The organism is Methylobacterium amylolyticum (assembly GCF_030700245.1).
GTDB lineage: Bacteria > Pseudomonadota > Alphaproteobacteria > Rhizobiales > Beijerinckiaceae > Methylobacterium.
In genome coordinates this window covers 250984-269071 of the sequence record NZ_JAUYZI010000001.1, presented here as the reverse complement: position 1 = coordinate 269071, position 18088 = coordinate 250984, and the positions used below count along the sequence as shown (strand labels likewise).

The 18088-nt window shown below is 73.6% G+C and carries 16 protein-coding genes; 9 read left to right on the top strand and 7 right to left on the bottom strand.

The features are described from left to right. Positions 1-107: 107 nt before the first annotated feature. Complete coding sequence (locus tag Q8W71_RS01445) at positions 108-1181, bottom strand: HD-GYP domain-containing protein (protein ID WP_370875310.1); 1074 nt, start codon at positions 1179-1181, stop codon at positions 108-110. Positions 1182-1417: 236 nt separating this feature from the next. Here Q8W71_RS01445 and Q8W71_RS01440 point away from each other — a divergent pair, with 236 nt between their 5' ends. Next, on the top strand, positions 1418-2071 hold the full coding sequence (locus tag Q8W71_RS01440; RefSeq protein ID WP_305523524.1) for a class II aldolase/adducin family protein: 654 nt from the start codon (positions 1418-1420) through the stop codon (positions 2069-2071). A gap of 1 nt (position 2072) precedes the next feature. Here Q8W71_RS01440 and Q8W71_RS01435 read toward each other — a convergent pair whose 3' ends face one another. Beyond that, positions 2073-3002, bottom strand: coding sequence for a methionyl-tRNA formyltransferase (locus Q8W71_RS01435; protein ID WP_305523523.1), 930 nt, complete (start codon positions 3000-3002; stop codon positions 2073-2075). A 313-nt stretch (positions 3003-3315) separates the two neighbouring features. Between Q8W71_RS01435 and Q8W71_RS01430 the strand changes: the two genes are divergently transcribed. Beyond that, positions 3316-3600, top strand: coding sequence for a hypothetical protein (locus Q8W71_RS01430; RefSeq protein ID WP_305523522.1), 285 nt, complete (start codon positions 3316-3318; stop codon positions 3598-3600). A 33-nt stretch (positions 3601-3633) separates the two neighbouring features. Here Q8W71_RS01430 and Q8W71_RS01425 read toward each other — a convergent pair whose 3' ends face one another. From Q8W71_RS01425 to paoA, 3 genes are read right to left on the bottom strand one after another with little or no spacing between them, the layout of a single operon-like run. Continuing rightward, positions 3634-5859, bottom strand: a complete 2226-nt coding sequence (locus tag Q8W71_RS01425; protein WP_305523521.1) for a xanthine dehydrogenase family protein molybdopterin-binding subunit — start codon at positions 5857-5859, stop codon at positions 3634-3636. A gap of 52 nt (positions 5860-5911) precedes the next feature. Continuing rightward, positions 5912-6886: an FAD binding domain-containing protein gene (locus Q8W71_RS01420; RefSeq protein WP_305523520.1), complete on the bottom strand. Its 975-nt coding sequence runs from the start codon at positions 6884-6886 to the stop codon at positions 5912-5914. Positions 6887-6896: 10 nt separating this feature from the next. Then, positions 6897-7583, bottom strand: a complete 687-nt coding sequence (gene paoA, locus Q8W71_RS01415; RefSeq protein ID WP_305523519.1) for an aldehyde dehydrogenase iron-sulfur subunit PaoA — start codon at positions 7581-7583, stop codon at positions 6897-6899. A gap of 199 nt (positions 7584-7782) precedes the next feature. Between paoA and Q8W71_RS01410 the strand changes: the two genes are divergently transcribed. Next, the gene (locus Q8W71_RS01410) at positions 7783-8610 is read left to right on the top strand and encodes an aldo/keto reductase (RefSeq protein ID WP_305523518.1); all 828 of its coding nucleotides are present in this window, start codon (positions 7783-7785) and stop codon (positions 8608-8610) included. Between the two features lie 332 nt (positions 8611-8942). Here Q8W71_RS01410 and Q8W71_RS01405 read toward each other — a convergent pair whose 3' ends face one another. Continuing rightward, positions 8943-9842, bottom strand: coding sequence for a LysR family transcriptional regulator (locus Q8W71_RS01405; protein WP_305523517.1), 900 nt, complete (start codon positions 9840-9842; stop codon positions 8943-8945). A gap of 218 nt (positions 9843-10060) precedes the next feature. Here Q8W71_RS01405 and Q8W71_RS01400 point away from each other — a divergent pair, with 218 nt between their 5' ends. From Q8W71_RS01400 to nadC, 5 genes are all read left to right on the top strand, one after another. Further along, the gene (locus Q8W71_RS01400; RefSeq protein ID WP_305523516.1) at positions 10061-10990 is read left to right on the top strand and encodes an AEC family transporter; all 930 of its coding nucleotides are present in this window, start codon (positions 10061-10063) and stop codon (positions 10988-10990) included. 23 nt (positions 10991-11013) lie between these two features. Next, a complete protein-coding gene (locus Q8W71_RS01395; protein ID WP_305523515.1) occupies positions 11014-11469 on the top strand; it encodes a PaaI family thioesterase in 456 nt (151 codons plus the stop codon). Positions 11470-11633: 164 nt separating this feature from the next. Continuing rightward, on the top strand, positions 11634-12659 hold the full coding sequence (gene nadA, locus Q8W71_RS01390) for a quinolinate synthase NadA (protein ID WP_305523514.1): 1026 nt from the start codon (positions 11634-11636) through the stop codon (positions 12657-12659). Then, positions 12656-14218 (top strand): L-aspartate oxidase, encoded by a 1563-nt coding sequence (locus Q8W71_RS01385; protein ID WP_305523513.1) that lies wholly within the window; start codon positions 12656-12658, stop codon positions 14216-14218. Before nadA ends, Q8W71_RS01385 begins: the two co-directional genes overlap by 4 nt. Then, positions 14215-15069, top strand: a complete 855-nt coding sequence (gene nadC, locus Q8W71_RS01380) for a carboxylating nicotinate-nucleotide diphosphorylase (protein WP_305523512.1) — start codon at positions 14215-14217, stop codon at positions 15067-15069. The genes Q8W71_RS01385 and nadC overlap by 4 nt, the downstream gene beginning before the upstream one ends. Positions 15070-15371: 302 nt before the next feature. On the opposite strand, the gene Q8W71_RS01375 is transcribed toward nadC, so the two are convergent. Then, positions 15372-15860: a hypothetical protein gene (locus Q8W71_RS01375; protein WP_305523511.1), complete on the bottom strand. Its 489-nt coding sequence runs from the start codon at positions 15858-15860 to the stop codon at positions 15372-15374. A gap of 324 nt (positions 15861-16184) precedes the next feature. Between Q8W71_RS01375 and htpG the strand changes: the two genes are divergently transcribed. Then, the gene (htpG, locus tag Q8W71_RS01370; protein WP_305523510.1) at positions 16185-18017 is read left to right on the top strand and encodes a molecular chaperone HtpG; all 1833 of its coding nucleotides are present in this window, start codon (positions 16185-16187) and stop codon (positions 18015-18017) included. The last annotated feature ends 71 nt before the right edge of the window (positions 18018-18088 follow it).

The window sequence follows — 18088 nt, the reverse complement described above, 5'->3', positions numbered from 1 at the left end:
AGGGCGCTCCCTCCGGGGCGGTTGCGGCGAAACCGCGGCGGGACGACGGGCGCCGACGCGACGCCCGCGGGCCGTGGCACCCCGGCCACGGCTAAAACCGAAAACAATCAGGCGGCGAGGGCGGCGATGCCCAGGACCGCCGGGGCGAAGGCCCGCAGCAGGTCCGGGTCGAGATGGCCCCGCGCATCGGTCATGATCGCCAGCGCCTCGGCGGCGGTCGCCGGCTGCCGGTAGGCGCGCCGCTCGGTGAGCGCCGAGAACACGTCGCAGATCGCGACGATCCGCACGGCGTCGGACACCGCGGCGCCCGCGAGCCCGTCCGGGTAGCCGGTGCCGTCGAGGCGCTCGTGGTGGTGGCGGACCACGTCGATCACCGCCGGCTCGAAACCGCCCTGCGCCGCGAGGAGTGCGGCGCCGATCTCCGGGTGGCGGCGCATGAGCCGCTGCTCGGCCGGATCGAGGCGGCCGGGCTTGTTCAGGATCTCGGTCGGAATGCGGGCCTTGCCGATATCGTGCAGCAGCGCCGAGCGGGCGAGGCGCGCGAGGTCGGCGCGGGCGAGGCCGATCCGCGCCCCGAAGGCGGAGGCGTAGCCCGCCACGCTGAGCGTGTGCTGGTAGACGCCGGCATCGTGCCGCCAGACCTCCGCGAGCCAGGCGGAGATGCCGACCTCGGACACGGCGGCGAGCACGATGCCGGTGCCGCGGTCGAGGTCGGTCTGCTGGAGGCCGGCGCCGAGCGCGGCGCTGTCGAACAGTTCGGCGACGATCGCCGTGGCGGCGGCGTTGCTCGCGCGCAGGCGCCGGTCCCGCGCCTCGACCGAGCGCGTCTCCGCCTCGATCATCGCGAAGACGTTGGCGAGCACGATCTGGCGCGGGGCCGCGACCGGGAGGACGCGGATGTGCGAGGCCGACGCCCCCGGCGCGCTGCGGGCGAGGACGAGGCGCGGAACGGGCGGGCCGGGCCAGTCCAGCGCCGGTTCGAGCGCTGCGCGCTGCGCATCCGGCAGATCGAGCACGACGAGGTGCGGCCGCTCCGCCGGAAGCCCGGCGCCGGGCGACGGCGCCCGGCACGCCATCACCAGGGCGACGGCCCGCTCCAGGGCCGACCGCTCGGCCGGCCGGTCGGAGAGCATCAGGACGAACGGGCCGTCCGTGTCTCGGGGTTTCTCGCCCGGCGCCAACGCGGACGCTCCCGTTCTCGCAGGATCAACGTTCCGTCAACCATGCCAGGAACGTTTGAGCGAACCGTTAACCCTGCGGCGCGCGATCGGTGACCGACAGGCTCGAACGAACCCGCTTCGACGGACGCCCGAACGGTGCTCCCACGGACGCGTCCGTGCGGGCGGGCCGGGGGGCGGCGTCTTTACGGCGGCGGCCCATCGCGCGTACCGGGACGGGACTGACCGGGAGGCGGGCTATGGACGGGGACGACAGGGTCGCGCGGGAGAGCGTGGTCGCGGCGGCGCGGGCGCTGGACGCGGCGGGGCTCAACCGCGGGACCTCGGGCAACGTCTCGCTGCGGGTGCCCGGCGGCCTGCTGGTCACGCCCTCGGGCGTCCCGACCGAGCGGCTGAGCCCGGAGGGGATCGTCAGGATGGGGCTCGACGGAAGTTACCCGGCCGGCCAGAAGCCGTCCTCGGAATGGCGCTTCCACCGCGACATCCTCGCGGCCCGGCCGGAATTCGGCGCGGTCGTGCACGCGCACCCGGTCCACTGCACCGCCTTCGCCATGTGCGGGCGGGAGATCCCGGCGGTGCACTACATGATCGCGGCGTTCGGCGGCCCGAGCGTGCGCTGCGCGCCCTACGCCCCCTACGGCACCGAGGCCTTGTCGCGGCTGGCGCTGGCGGCGCTCGCCGACCGCTCCGCCTGCCTGCTCGCCAACCACGGGATGATCGCGGCGGGGGCGAGCCTGGAGAAGGCGCTGTGGCTCGCGGTGGAGCTGGAGACGCTCTGCCGGCAATACGCGGTGGCGCTCCAGGTCGGGACGCCGCGCGTGCTCCCCGACGCGGAGATCCGGGCGACGGTGGAGCGCTTCCGGGGCTACGGGCTCAACGCGTCCGGGACCTGACTCAGGTCCCCAGGACGCTGCCGACGGCGATGCCGCCGCCGCGCGCGAACGCGACGGCCGACACGGTCTCGCCGCCCTCCGGCCGGACCGTCTGCACCTCGATGCGTCCGCCCTGCGCGCAGACGCAGAAGCCGTCCCCGTCGATCCCGACCACCTCGCCCGGGCGCCCGCGGACGTGGCCCTGCCGGTGGACGGCATGCAGGCGCACGTCGAGGATCCGCAGCATCCGGCCGTTCAGCGTCGTCCACGCCCCCGGATGCGGGTTGGCGGCGCGGATCAGGTTGTAGATCAGCTCGGCGTGGGACGCCCAGCGGATCTCGGCCTGCTCCCCCCGGAACCAGCCCTCGTAGGTCGCGGCGTCCTCGTCCTGGTCGATCTCCACGTGCTCGTCGGCCAGGATGAGGTCGGCTGCCTCCAGCAGGGCCTCGACCCCGAGCGGCAACAGGGCCCGCTCCAGGTCGCCGCGGGTGTCGTGGGGGCCGATCGGGTAGGTCCGCTGGAGGATCACCGGGCCCTCGTTGTAGCCCTCGGCCGGGCGGCAGACCGTCAGCCCGGTCTCGGCCTCGCCCTTCAGGATCGGCCAGCTCAGCGCCGAGGGGCCGCGGTAGCGCGGCAGCAGCGCCGGGTGGAACTGGATCGTGCCCAGCGTCGGCGCGGCGACGAAGGCCTGCGAGGCGTATTGCAGCGCGTCGGCCATCACCCCGAGGTCGACGTCGAGCGTCCGGATGGCGGCCTCGGCCGCGGCGCTCGCGAGGCTCGGGAACTGGTTGACCGGGACGCCCCGCTCCCGCGCCGCCGCGTGCAGGGCGTCGGCGGGGGCCCCCGGCCGCTCCGGCGCGCAGAACACGCCGGCCACCGTATCCCCCCGCTCCAGGAAGGCCTCCAGCACCGCCCTGCCGAGATCGCGCTGACCGATGAGGGCGATACGCATGAGGAACCTCGCTGCTCCCCCGCCGGGGACGGGCGAGAGCCTACTCAGCCGCGACCGTCTGTACAGCGCCGAACGCCCCGGACGCTGAAAACGCGTCGCGCTCGTCATCGAACCGGCCGGGGATCCCAGGCACCCGAAACCGGTTCTCCGGACAGGGGCTTCGGACCGGCCCGGGACACGATCCGGAGGATACGGCGCCGGATGCCCGGGGCGATGCCCTTGGCTTACGTTTCAGGGCGGTACATCATCCCGATCACGGTCCGGCCTCCGAGCCGGTCACGCAAGAACACGTCTCGCCGAACGGGGAACGCCCATGCTCGCAAGCACAAGCCTGATCAAGTCCTCCTGGATCGCCGTCGACGTCGGTCGCGAGCGCGCCGAGCGCGTGCTCGTGGTCGAGACCTACATCGCGGTGAGCCCGCTCGAACCGAACTTCGACGCCGCCCAGTACGACAAGGTGCTGACCTGCGTGCGCAAGGTGCTGGCGGCGCACCCGGAGATCGACCGAGCCTCGATCCTGAGCATGCACCGCGGATCGGGCTGCACGGCCCTGTTCCGCGAGCCGCCCGCCGATGTGCCGCAGCCCGCCGCGGCGTAAGCGCGCGCCGGGACGACGACGCGCCGCCGCGGGTCAGGTCCGGCGCTGGGCCTGACCCTCCCGCTCCTCGAACCCCTTCAGCACCTTGTCGAGGGTCAGGGGATAGTCGCGGATGCGGATCCCGGTGGCGTTGTAGACGGCGTTGGCCAGCGCCGCGCCGGCCCCGCAGATGCCGAGCTCGCCGAGCCCCTTGCTCTTGAGCGGGTTCGCCTTGTCGTCGAGCTCGGGCAGGAAGACCGCGTCGATCGCCGGCACGTCGGCGTGGACGGGCACGTGGTACTCGGCCAGATCGTGGTTGACGTAGTAGCTGTGGCGCGGGTCGGTCACCGCCTCCTCCATCAGCGCCGCGCCGACGCCGAAGGTCATGCCGCCGATCGCCTGGCTGCGGGCGGTCTTGGCGTTGAGGATGCGCCCGCCGGTGAACACGCCGAGCATCCGGCGCAGGCGGATCTCGCCCGTCTCGGCATCGACGCCGACCTCGGCGAAATGCGCCCCGTAGGAGTATTGCGAGAACTTCGCCTTCATTTCGCCGGGCTTGATCTCGCCCGCCTCCTCCATCCCGGTCCTGCCGGCGAGATTGGCGAGCGATTCCGTGCGGTTGCCCGAGGTGACCGCCCCGTCGCGGAACACCGCGCCGTCCGGGTTGAGGTCGCCGGCCCGGATCAGCGCCTTCCGGAGGTTGTCGCAGGCGACGTAGAGCGCCGAGCCGGCCGAGCCGGCGCCGAACGAGCCGCCGGACCCGGACGCGTAGGGGAGGTCGGTGTCGCCGAGTTCCACCCGCACGCGGTTCGGGGGCAGGCCCAGCATCTCGGCGGCGATCTGGGTGAGGATCGTGTAGGTGCCGGTGCCGATGTCGGTCATCGCCATCCGCACCGTCAGCACGCCGTCCGGCCCCAGCCGCACCTTGGCGGAGGAGGCCATCAGCGGGTTGAGGCGGGCGGCCGCCGACATGCCCATGCCCACGAGCCAGTCGCCCTCGCGCCGGGTGCCCGGCGCCGCGCGCCCGTCCCAGCCGAACAGCCGCGCGCCCTCGCGCATGCACGGCACGAGCTGCCGGACCGAGAACGGCACCTTCTTCTCGGGATCCTCGGCGGGCTCGTTGCGCACGCGCAGCTCGATCGGGTCGAGCTTGAGGCGCTCGGCCAGCTCGTCCATGGCGCACTCGAAGGCGAGCTGGCCCACGGCCTCGCCCGGCGCGCGCATCGCCGAGGCGAGCGGCACGTTGAGGTTGACGAGCCGGTGGCGCGTCACCCGGTTGGCGGCGGCGTAGAGCGAGCGCGTGACGTTGGCCGAGGTCTCGAAGAACCCGTCGCCCTCGGCCGTGTCCGACCACGATTCGTGGGCGATGGCCTGGAGGCGCCCGTCGCGGTCCGCGCCCAGCCGGATCCGCTGGATCGTGTCGGTCCGGTGGGTGCCGACCGAGAATTCCTGCTGGCGGGTCAGCGCCACCTTCACCGGGCGGCGGACCACCCGGGCGGCGAGCGCGGCCAGCGTCGCCTCGGGCAGGGGCTGGAGCTTGGAGCCGAAACCGCCGCCGATGTAGCGGCTCACCAGCCGGACGTTCTCGGGCGGCAGCTTGAGCACCGCGGCCAGGGATTTCTGGCCGCGGTTGAGCATCTGGTTGGCGGTGTGGAGGGTCACCCGGTCGCCGTCCCAGGCGGCGATGGTCGCGTGCGGCTCCATCTGCGCGTGGATCTGGACCGGGGTCGTATACTCGGCATCGATCCGCACGGGCGCGGCGGCGAAGGCCGCGTCGAAATCGCCGAGCGCCGAGTCGGGGGGCGAATTCACGGGCTTCGGCTCGTAGGCCGCCGCCAGATTCTCGCGCAGCAGACCCTTGGGCTTCGACCGGTCGTAGGTGACCGCGACCAGCATCGCCGCGGCGCGCGCCTGCTCGAAGGTCTCGGCCACGACGAAGGCCACCGGCTGGCCGCGGAACCGCACCTGCGTGCCCGCGAGCTGGGGCCAGACCTGCTCCTTCTTCTCGCCCTGCTCCGGCACGTTCTCGTGGGTCATCACGAGGATGACGCCGGGGGCGCGGCGGGCGGCGTCGGCGTCGATCGCGCGGATCGTGCCGGCGCTGACTGTCGCCGGCACGATGAAGCCGTAGGCGGGGTCGGCCAGCTCACGGACCTCGTAGGCGTAGGGCGCGCGGCCCGTCACCTTCAGCGGGCCGTCGACCCGGTCGAGGGGGCGGCCGACGAGCCCGTCCGGCCGGTCGTCGAGCGGCGTGCGGCCGATCGGCTGGTTCATCTCCATGACGACGGTCCTTGTCGTAGGGATCGGGTTCGCGGGATCGAGGTCGCGCGGGTCAGGCCCGGGTCGCCTGCGCCATCACGGCGCGCAGGGTCCGGCGGGTCAGCGGGATCTTGAAGTCGTTGGACCCGTAGCCGCGCGCGCCAGCCAGCACCGCGTCGGCGGCGGCGTCGGCCGAGCCGGTCCGGACGAGGGCCGCCTCCGCCTCGGCCACCCGCCACGGCTTGTGCGCGAGACCGCCGAAGGCGAGGCGCGCGGCCTCGACCCTGCCGCCCTTGTCGGCGCCGATCACGGCGGCCACCGAGACGGTGGCGAAGGCGTAGGAGGCGCGGTCGCGCACCTTCCGGTAGATGTGCGTACCGGGCACCGGCTTCGGCAGCGTCACCGCGGTGATCATCTCGCCGGGCTTCAGGTCCGTCTCGACCTGCGGCGTGTCGCCGGGCAGGCGGTGGAAATCCGCGATCGGGATCGTTCGGGATCCGCCCCGCGCGTCGACGGTCTCCACCGTCGCGTCGAGCGCCCGCAGCGCGACGTTCATGTCGGAGGGGTTGGTGGCGATGCACGCCTCGGAGGTGCCGAGCACTGCCATGATCCGGTTGAACCCGCCGATCGCCGAGCAGCCGGAGCCGGGCTCGCGCTTATTGCAGGGCATGGACGTGTCGTAGAAATAGTAGCAGCGGGTCCGCTGGAGCAGGTTGCCGGCGGTCGTCGCCCGGTTGCGGAGCTGCCCCGAGGCGCCGGCGAGCAGGGCCTTGGCCAGCACCGCGTAGTCCTTGCGCACCCGCGGATGGGCGGCGAGGTCGGCATTGCGCACCAGCGCGCCGACCCGCAGGCCGCCCTCGGACGTGTCCTCGACCCGGTCGAGCGGCAGCCGGTTGACGTCGATCAGGGTGGCGGGGGTCTCGACCTGCAATTTCATCAGGTCGAGGAGGTTGGTGCCGCCGGCGATGAACTTGGCGTTCGGCCGCTCGGCCGCGAGCCGGGCCGCGTCGGCGATGCTGGCGGGGCGCTCGTAGGTGAAAGCCTTCATGTCCGCCCCCTCACAGGTTCGACCCGGCGGTGTCGCGGATCGCCGCGACGATGTTCGGGTAGGCCGAGCAGCGGCAGAGGTTGCCGCTCATCCGCTCGCGGATCTCGTCGTCGCTCAGGGCGGGCGCGGCCGCCACGTCCTCGGTCACGTGGCTCGGCCAGCCGGCCTTGGCCTCGCCCAGCATCCCCACCGCCGAGCAGATCTGGCCGGGCGTGCAGTAGCCGCACTGGAAGCCGTCATGCGCGATGAAGGCGGCCTGCATCGGGTGGAGCGCGTCGCCGTCCGCGAGGCCCTCGATCGTGGTGATCGCGTCGCCCTCGTGCATCGCCGCGAGCGTCAGGCAGGCGTTGATCCGCCGGCCCTCGACCAGCACCGTGCAGGCGCCGCACTGGCCGTGGTCGCAGCCCTTCTTCGTGCCGGTGAGGGCGAGGTGCTCGCGCAGGGCGTCGAGGAGCGTCGTGCGGGTGTCGAGCACGAGGTCGCGCGGAGCCCCGTTCACGGTGAGCCGGACCGGCATCGTCTGCGGGGCGGGATCGCCGGGGGCGGCGGGGATGGCCGGAGCGGCCGGCGCGGCCGCCGCCGGGACGGCCCGGAAGCCGAGACCGGCCATGCCGGCGGCCGCGCCGGCCAGCGCGCAGCCCTCCACCACGGCGCGCCGCGTCGGCGCGAGCGGCCTCTTCGGAGTCTGGTCTGTCATGCTGTCGTCCCGTGAGGGCGAGGCGCGGGGCGCGACGGAGCGCGGGGCCGCTGGAATTCCGCTGGGGAACGCTGCACGCCCAGGTTGGATCCGCTCCAGACTGCGCCCGAGGGACGCGGGGACAGTCGCGCAGCACTGGATCGCGCGGCCCGCCTGCCACAGGTGAGGGGCAGTCCCGACGCCGCGCGAGGAGAGCCGCATGGCCCCCGTCCCGACCCTGACGCTCAACGACGGCCGCGCGATCCCGCAGATCGGCTTCGGCTGCTGGCAGCTCTCGGACGCCCAGGCCCCGGACATCGTCGGCCGGGCGCTCAAGGCCGGCTACCGGCTGATCGACACCGCGGCGATCTACGGCAACGAGGCCGGCGTCGGCCGCGCGGTGCGCGAGGCCGGCGTGCCGCGCGAGGAGATCGTCCTGACCACCAAGCTCTGGAACGACCGCCAGGGCCGGGACGAGACGCGCAAGGCCTTCGACGAGAGCCTGAAGCGGCTCGGGGTCGATTACGTCGATCTCTACCTGATCCACTGGCCGTGCCCGCGCCAGCGCCTGTTCGTCGAGACGTGGAAGGCGATGATCGCGCTGCGCGAATCGGGCCGGGTCAAGTCGATCGGCGTGTCGAACTTCACGCCCGAGAACCTCGCGGTGCTGATCGGCGAGACCGGCGTGACCCCTGCGGTCAACCAGATCGAGCTGCACCCGCACTTCCAGCGCAAGGCGCCGCGGGCGGACGATTCCCGCCTCGGGATCGTCACCGAATCGTGGAGCCCGCTGGGACAGGGCAAGGAGCTGAACGACCCGGCGATCGTCGCCATCGCGCAGGCGCACGGCAGGACGCCGGCCCAGGTGGTGCTGCGCTGGCACGTCCAGCTCGGCTGCGTCGCCATCCCGAAGACCGCCCGCCCCGAGCGCATCGTCGAGAACATTTCGGTGTTCGACTTCAGCCTGAGCGAGGCCGAGATGGCGCGGATCGCCGGGCTCGACCGGCCGGACGGGCGGATCGGGCCGGACCCGGCGACCTTCTGCTGAGCGTCCGGGCCGCGAGAGCCGTTCCCGATCGCGTTGCAACACGGTCCATGACGGTGCGTGCCGGGCGGCGCATCCGACCCTGTTCCTCATCCTGAGGTGCCGCGGAGCGGCCTCGAAGGAGGGCTCCAGGGATCACGGCGCCCTCTGGAGGGCTCCTTCGAGGCCCCTTGCCACGGCAAGGGGCGCCTCAGGATGAGGGGGTCTGATGGGATCCGCGGGGCTGCACTCCGGACTGCCGTGTGCTCTGCGCGTTGCCGTCGGGCACGGCTTCGAGCCTTCGTTTCGACGCGCGCTCTCGCGCCGAGCCGGTGTCCGCCTCGGCGGCGAGCGCTCTAGCGCCCCGGATCGGGCGGCGCGACCCGGCCGGCCTTGATCGTCGTCACGGCCTCGGCGAGGGCGGCGGCGAGCCGGCCGCCGCTCCGGTCCGACCGCTCCAGCAGCACGATGCGCCGGAACAGGTGCGGGTCTCCGAACGGCCGGGCGGTCAGGCGCAGGCCCGCGAGGCTGTCGTCGGACAGCGGGACGATCGCGACCCCGAGACCGCGCTCGACCATCCGCACGATCGCCTCCAGGCTGTCCAGCACCATCTCCTCCCGGACCTCCAGCCGCATCCGCCGCAGCTCCCGGTCGATCACGCGGCCGGCCCAGGTCTGGCTGTCGAAGCGGATGAACGGCAGCTCGGTCAGCAGCGCGCGCGGCTGCTCCCCGCCGTGGCCGGGCGGCGCGAGCAGCCAGAAGCGGTCCTCGTAGAGGGGCGTCCAGGTCAGGTCCGGCGGGTGGGGCCGGACCGGCTCGGTCGTCACGGCGGCGTCGAGCTCCCCGGCGGCGAGCCGCAGGGCGAGCTGCACCGACAGTCCCGCCGAGACGTGGACCCGCACGCGCGGGTGCGAGCGGCTGAGGGCGGCCAGCGCCTCCGGCAGCACGCCGGACAGGGCGGTCTGTACCGCGCCGAGCCGCAGGCGCCCGGCGAGCGCCTGCTCGTCGCCGAGCGCCGCCGCGATCCCGTCGTAGAGGGCCAGCACGTCGCGTGAGCGCTCGACCACGATCGTGCCCGCCGCGGTGAGCCGCGGCAGCCGGCGGGACCGGTCGAACAGGGCCGCGCCGAACTCGTCCTCCAGACCCTTCACCTGAAGGCTGACCGCCGATTGCGTGAGCCCGACGGCCTCGCCCGCCCGGGCGAAGGAGCCGTGCCGGACGATGGCGTGCAGGGTCCGCAGGGCGCGCAGCGACATGACCCGATCCTCTCCCCGACCCGGCGCCGGGTCGACGGCGCGGCGTCATCGATGAGATGATATCATTGGACGGTCGAGAATTCAGAATTTTTCCTCGTGGTTTCTGGGTGGTAGGTCAGCGGCATGACGACAGCCGCCCGAACCACGTCGACCGCCACCGACCGATCGCCCGGCATCGGGGGAGGGCCCGGCATCGGGGCGATCCCGGTCGCCCGGCCGTGACCGGCGCCGTCCTCCTGGCCCTGTTGCCGATCGTGGTGCTGATCGGGCTCGGCGCCCTGCTGCGGCACCGCCGCTTCCTCGACGACCGGTTCTGGCCGCAGGCCGAGCGACTCTGCTACTACGTCCTCGTTCCGTGCCTGTTCTTCCACGGCCTCGCCACCGCGCGGCTGGAGGCACTGCCGGTGGGCGAGCTCGCCCTGACGCTGGTGCTCTCGACGGTCGCCGTGGCCGTGCTCGTCGTCGCCCTGCGGCCGCTCCTGGGGGTAGAGGGCCCGGCCTTCACCTCGGTGTTCCAGGGGAGCGTGCGCTTCAACAACTACGTCGGCGTCACGCTCGCGACCGGACTGTTCGGCGCGAAGGGCCTGGCGCTCGCGGCGATCTGCAACGCCGCGATCGTGCCGACCGTCAACATCCTCTGCGTGCTGGTCTTCGCCCGGCACGGATCGGCGCGGCTGACCGGGCGCGGCATCCTCAGGCAGGTCGCCACCAACCCGCTGGTGCTGGGATCGTTCGGCGGCATCGCCTTCCAGGCGCTCGGGCTCGGCATCCCGGCGGGGCTGGAGCCGGCCCTGCGGGCGCTCGGCGCGGCGGCGCTGCCGCTCGGCCTCCTGTGCATCGGCGCGGCGCTCGAATTCCGGGCGGCGCGGCACTGGGTGCGCCCGGTCGTCTCGTCCTCGGCGATGAAGTTCCTGGCGATGCCCGCCGTCACCGTGCTGGTCGCCGCGCCGCTCGGGCTGGACGGGCCGGCTCTGACCACGGCGCTGCTGTTCCAGGCGCTGCCGACCGCCTCGTCCGCCTACGTCATGGCGCGCCAGCTCGGCGGCGACGCGCCGCTGATGGCCGGCATCACCGCGACGCAGACGGTCCTGGCGATCGCCGTCCTGCCGCTGGTGCTGGTCGGCCTCGACGCGATCGTCCGGCTCTGACGAAGCCCCGCGGAGGAGACCCCATGCGAGCGATCCAGGACCATTACCCGCCGACCTTCGCCCACTGCTACGGCTGCGGGCCGGCCAACCCCGCCGGACTGCACCTCAAGAGCTACCTGCTGGAGGACCGGACCGAGGCCCGGTTCACGCCGGACCGGCGCCACAGCGGCGGCGTGCCGGACAACGTCTACGGCGGCCTGATCGCCTCGCTGCTCGACTGCCACGGCACGGCCTCCGCCGCGGCCTTCGCCAACCGGGCCCGCGGCCGGGCGCTCGGCGACGACGGGCCGCCGATCCGGTTCGTGACCGCCTCGCTGCGCGTCGACTTCCGGCGGCCGACGCCGCTCGGCGCGGAACTGCTCGTCACCGGCCGGCTGGTGTCGCTGGAGGGCCGCAAGGCCGTCGTCGCGCTGGCGCTCGCGGCCGGCGGCGAGACCTGCGCGGAGGGCGAGATGCTCGCCGTCGAGCTTCGCACCTGACCCCTCGCGCGCCGGACGCCTCCCGGAGCCCCGTTCTCGCCGCAGCGCAGCGAAACATCGCACCGCAAAAGATTTATGCTCAGGGCTAGCATATCTGGACAGGCGCCCGCCGGCCCCATAAGTTAGGCGGCACAATGCTCAAAGTGAGCATAAAGGAGGACGCCATGGCGGCGACCGTCGCGCCTGTCTCCCGCCCCCGCGGTTTCGATGCCGGGGCCCTGCCGCTTCCCGACCTGTACGCCCGCGTCAGCCGGCACGTTCCGGCGATCGAGTGGCCGGCGCTCGCCCCCGACATCGAGGCGATCCTGCGGCTCAAGCGCGAGCGGAACGCCGTGATCCTCGCGCACAACTACCAAGCGCCGGAGATCTTCCACACGGTGTCGGACATCGTCGGCGACAGCCTCGCGCTCGCCCGCGAGGCGGTGAACGTCGACGCCGACGTGATCGTGCTGGCCGGCGTCCACTTCATGGCGGAGACGGCCAAGCTCCTCAATCCGGCCAAGACCGTGCTGATCCCGGACATGGGCGCCGGCTGCTCGCTCGCGGACTCGATCACCGCGGAAGACGTGCGCGGGCTTCGGCGGAAATACCCGGGCGTGCCGGTGGTGACCTACGTCAACACCTCCGCGGCGGTGAAGGCCGAATCGGACCTGTGCTGCACCAGCGGCAACGCGGTGGCGGTGGTGCGCTCGCTGAACGCGCCCCGGGTGCTGATGATCCCCGACGAGTTCCTGGCCCAGAACGTCCAGGCCGAGGTGCCGGAGGTCGAGATCCTGACCTGGGCCGGGCACTGCGAGGTGCACGAGCGCTTCACCCCCGCCGACATCCGCGACGTGCGCGACAGCTACCCCGGCGTCACCGTCATCGCCCACCCGGAATGCCCGCCGGACGTGGTCGCCGAATCGGATTTCTCCGGCTCGACCGCGATGATGATGGACTTCGTCGTCCAGAAGCGGCCGTCGCAGGTGGTGCTCGTCACCGAGTGCTCGATGGCCGACAACATCGCCGCCCAGAACCCGGACATCGAGTTCATCAAGCCCTGCAACATGTGCCCGCACATGAAGCGGATGAGCTTGGCCAACATCCGCCGCGCCCTGGAGACGATGACCCACGAGGTCACCGTCGACCCCGCGCTCGCCGACCGCGCCCGCGCCGCGGTGGAGCGCATGCTCGCCGTGAGGACGCGATGAACGCGCCGATCCGGGCACTTCTGCGCGACCCGGCCGACCGCGTCGTGGTGGTCGGCGGCGGCGTCGCCGGCCTCAGCGTCGCGCTGCGGTTGGCGCCCCGCCCGGTGACCCTGGTCACCGCCGCGCCCATCGGGCTCGGCACCGCCACGGGCTGGGCGCAGGGCGGCATCGCCGCCGCGGTCGGCGCCGACGACGCCGCCGACCTCCACGCCGCCGACACCGGGGCGGCGGGTGCCGGGCTGACCGAGCCCGACGTGGCGCTCCGGGTCGCGGCCGAGGGGCCGCGGCTGATCGACTGGCTGGTGCGGATCGGCGTGCCGTTCGATCGGCGCGACGACGGCGCCCTGGCGCTTGGCCTGGAGGCCGCGCACGGCCGTCGGCGCATCGTCCGCTCGGGCGGCGACGCCACCGGGGCGCGGGTGCTCGAAGGGCTGGTGCGCGCGGTGCTCGCCGCCCCCTCCGTCGAGGTCGTGACGGCGGACGTGCGCGACCTGCTGCGCGACGCCTCCGGGGCGGTGGCCGGCGTGGTCGCCGAGCGCGACGGCGCCCGGTTCCGCATCCCGGCTCGGGCCGTGGTGCTCGCCACCGGCGGCGTCGGCGCGCTCTACGCGGCGACCACCAACCCGCCGGGCGCCACCGGCCGCGGCCTCGCGCTGGCCGCCCGGGCCGGCGCCGTGCTGCGCGACATGGAGTTCGTGCAGTTCCACCCCACCGCCATCGCGGCGGGCGCCGACCCGATGCCGCTCGCCACCGAGGCCCTGCGCGGCGAGGGCGCGCGGCTGATCGACGAGCGCGGCGAGGCGGTGATGGCCGGCATCAGCGGCGGCGACCTCGCCCCCCGCGACGTGGTCGCCCGCGGCATCTTCGGGGCGCTCCAGCGCGGCCGGACCGTCTATCTCGACGCCCGCGGAGCGCTCGGCGCGGCGATGCCGACCCGTTTCCCCACGGTGGCCGGCCTCTGCCGCGCGGCCGGCATCGACCCGGCGACGCAGCCGATCCCGGTGCGGCCGGCGGCCCACTACCACATGGGCGGGATTCGCGTGGACGGGGGTGGCGCCACCAGCGTGCCCGGCCTCTACGCCTGCGGCGAGGTCTCCTCCACCGGACTGCACGGGGCGAACCGGCTCGCCAGCAACTCCCTGCTCGAAGGGCTCGCCTACGCGGGCTTCATCGCCGACGCCCTCGACGCGCCGGTCCCCGGCCGGCTGCTACCGGAGACGGACGCCGTCCGCGGGACCCCGGACCTGCCGGCCCTGCGCGCGCTGATGGAGTCCAATGTCGGCGTGGTGCGCGACGCCGCCGGCCTCGCCGCCGCGGCGGAGACCTTCGCTCGCGACGCGCGGACCTGCGACGCCGCCCTCGTCGCCCTGCTGATCGCCCGCGGGGCGCTCACGCGCACCGAGAGCCGCGGCGCCCACTGGCGCAGCGACTTCCCGCACGCCGCGCCGCCGCGCCACACCGAGACGACGCTGGCGCAGGCGCTTGCCGGGGCGCCGGCCGCCGATGCGGTCGTCGGAGAGTCTGTCGAACAGAGCGTCGAAGAGATTTTGGCCCGATGACCGACATCCTTCCCCTGCCGCGGCTCCTCGTGGAGCCGATCGTGCGCGCCGCGCTCGTCGAGGATCTCGGCCGGGCCGGCGACATCACCACCGACGCGATCGTCCCGCCGGGCGCGCGGATGGCGGGCGTCATCGCCGCCCGCCAGGACGGCGTCATCTCCGGCACCGACGCCGCGGCGATCGCCTTCGCCCTGGTCGATCCCGAGGTGCGGGTCGGCGTCGCGCTTGGCGACGGCGCCCGGGTGCGCCCCGGCGACGTGGTCTTGCGGCTGGAGGGCCCGGCGCGGGCGATCCTCACCGCCGAGCGCGTCGCCCTCAACCTGCTGTGCCGGATGTCGGGGGTCGCCACGGCGACCAACGGCCTCGTCGAGGCGGCCCGGCCGCACGGCAAGGCGTCGATCGTCTGCACCCGCAAGACCACGCCGGGCCTGCGCGCCCTGGAGAAGCACGCGGTGCGGGCCGGTGGCGGCTCGAATCACCGCTTCGGCCTCGACGACGCGGTCCTGATCAAGGACAACCACGTGGCGGTGGCCGGCGGCATCGTGCCGGCGATCGAGCGGGCCCGCGCCCGGGCCGGGCACCTCGTGAAGATCGAGTGCGAGGTCGACGACCTCGACCAGCTCGCCGAAGCCCTCTCGGTCGGCGTCGACGCGGTGCTCCTCGACAACATGAACCCGGAGCAGCTCGCCCGCGCGGTCGGGATGATCGACGGCCGCGCCCTCTCGGAAGCCTCCGGCCGCATCACGGCCGCCACGGTCGGCGCGGTCGCGGCGTCCGGGGTCGACCTGATCTCCTGCGGCTGGATCACCCACAGCGCCGCGATCATCGATCTCGGGCTCGACGCCGCCTGAAGCGAGTGCTCTGGTCCTTCGGGAGGCTCAGGGAGCCTGTTTGAACAAGCGAACCGATCGCAGGTCCGCGCTGAACCTTCGATCCTACCCTCTCACCTCATCCTGAGGTGCCGGAGCGCAGCGGAGGCCTCGAAGGAGCCCTCCAGCCGGCCGCGCGATCCCTGGAACCCTCCTTCGAGGCCGCTTCGCGGCACCTCAGGATGAGGGAGGAGCTGGGAGAAGCTCCCCGAACAGGCTCGAGGTTCTGTCGGCGACCGAGAGGGCCGGTTCGCCGATCGGTCTCTTCCCCATCGCGTCCCGCCTCAGCAGGACCGGTCGAGCCGGTAGCCGTTCGGACCGGCGGAGCCGCGGAAGTGGCAGCCGCCGAAGCTGCCGGCGAAGCCGTGGCTGTCCCGGCCCGTCCTCCAGGTCGCGCCGCTGCCGCCCTGGTAGCGCGCCGAGCGGACCTCGCGGCGCCGCTCGGCGCGGGGGCGGGCCTCGGCCCGGGGGCGCGCCGCCGGCGTCGTCTCCCGCGCGGCCGGAGCCTGCGCGTCCCGAGAGGCTGGCGCCCGCACCTCGGCCGGCGCCCGCGCCTCGGCCGGCGACGGGTCGCGCGGCGGCAGGGCCTGGGCCTCCCGGGTCCGGGCCGGCGCGGCGGTCTCGGCCCGTGGAGCGGTCTCGACGGCCTGCGCGGGTTGGCCGCCCGCCGGGCGCCGCTCGGGCTCCTGCCACGTGCTGCGCGCCTGGGCCTGGGCGAGGCCGGTCAGGCCGAGCACGAGGGCGGTCGCGAGGGCGAAGCTGCGCGGGGTCATGTCGGTCTCCGGTGGCTCGGGGGTGCGGATCTTGGGGCGGATACTGTCTTGCCGGCCGTCTGCCTGCCGGATCGACACTATCACGCTTGGCCGGTGCCGTGGTGCGCCCGCGCACGGAGTGGGCCGACAGTATTCGCGCGGCGGAACGCGGGACTGGGGCCCGATCGGGCGGGCGTCGCCGCCGGGCGGCCGCGGCGGGCGCGTTCGGCGGGGCATCTCGCCGGTGCACCTCTGCGGGGCACACCGGCAGGGCATCTCGGATTGAAAACCGCCGGAGCCGGGGGCATATCGCCCGCGCATTTCCAGGCAACGGAGACATCACCCGTGAGCGAGACGATCGAGCGGCACGCGTTCGGGGCGGAGGTGGGTCGGCTCCTCGACCTCGTCGTGCACGCGCTCTATTCCGACCGCGAGATCTTCCTGCGCGAGCTGGTCGCCAACGCCGCCGACGCGATGGACCGGCGCCGCTTCGAGGCGCTGACCTCGGCGGCGAGCGCCCTGCCGGCGGACGCCAAGGTCCGCATCGCCCCCGACAAGGCGGCGCGCACGCTGACCGTGTCGGACGCGGGCATCGGCATGGCCAAGGAGGATCTGGCGCAGAACCTCGGCACCATCGCCCGCTCGGGCACCCGCGCCTTCTCGCAGACGCTCGAATCGGCCAACGCCGAGGATCGCCCGAGCCTGATCGGCCAGTTCGGCGTCGGCTTCTACTCGGCCTTCATGGTGGCCGACCGGGTGACCGTCACCTCGCGGCGGGCCGGCTCGGACGAGGCGTGGACCTGGGCCTCCGAGGGCCAGGGCAGCTACACGCTGGAGAAGGCCGAGCGCGCCGAGCCCGGCACCGACATCGTCCTCCACCTCAAGGAGGACGCCGACGAGTACCTGGAGCCCTACCGGCTCGACCACCTCGTGCGGAAATGGGCCGACTTCATCACCGTGCCGGTGGCGATCGTCCGCGAGGGCAAGGACGAGGCGGCCAACCAGGGCTCCGCCCTTTGGCGCAAGCCCAAGTCCGAGGTCACCGAGGAGCAGTACGCGGAGTTCTACCGCTCGGTCGGCATGAACTTCGACAAGCCGTGGGCGACCCTGCACTGGCGGGCGGAGGGGCAGCTCGAATTCTCGGCGCTGCTGTTCGTGCCGGGCATGAAGCCGTTCCAGGCGCTCGACAACGACCGGCAGAGCAAGGTGCGGCTGCACGTGCGCCGGATGTTCATCACCGACGAGGCCGAGCTGCTGCCCGCGTGGCTGCGCTTCGTCCAGGGCGTGGTCGACACCGAGGACCTGCCGCTCAACGTCTCTCGGGAGATGCTGCAATCGACGCCCGCGCTCGCGCGGATCCGCCGGGCGGTCACCGGCCGCGTCGTCTCCGAGCTGACGAGCCGCGCCAAGAAGGGCGAGGATTACGAGACGTTCTGGGAGAATTTCGGCCCCGTCCTCAAGGAGGGCATCTACGAGGACCACGAGCGCCGGGGCGAGATCGCGCCGCTCCTGCGCTTCCGCTCCTCGGCGGTCGAGGGCTGGACCTCGCTGCCGGACTACGTCTCGCGGATGAAGGACGGGCAGGAGGCGATCTACTACCTCGTCGCCGACGATGCCGAGGCGCTGAAATCCTCCGCCCAGCTCGAAGGCTTCCGCGCCCGCGGGCTGGAGGTGCTGCTGCTCTCCGACCACGTCGACGCCTTCTGGCCCGAGCAGCTCGGCACATTCGAGGAGAAGCCGCTGCGCTCGATCACGCAGGGCGGCCTCGACCTGTCGAAGTTCGCCCCCGAGGGCGGCGAGGCCGAGGCGGTCGAGGGCATCGATGCCTTCGTGGCCGCGGTGAAGGCCGCGCTCGGCGCCGAGGTCTCGGACGTGCGCGTCACCGACCGCCTCGTCGACAGCGCCGTGGTGCTCTCGGCCGGCACAGGCGGGCCGGATCTCCAGATGCAGCGGCTGATGCGCCGGGCCGGCCGCGGCGGCGCCGCCCAGCCGGTGCTGGAGATCAACCCGCGGCACCCGCTGATTCGGGCGCTCGCCGGGGCTCCCGAATCGGACCTGCCCGCATCGGCCGGCACGCTGCTCGATCTCGCCCGGATCCAGGACGGCGACAGCCCGCGCGACCCCGCCGCCTTCGCGCGGACCGTCGCCGCGGCGCTCGCCGCCGCCCGCGGCGCCTGACCACCGCGGAGATTGCGGGTTCGGTTGATCATTCGGAAACGGCCGAGCCATAACTTCGCCACCGGTCGGGG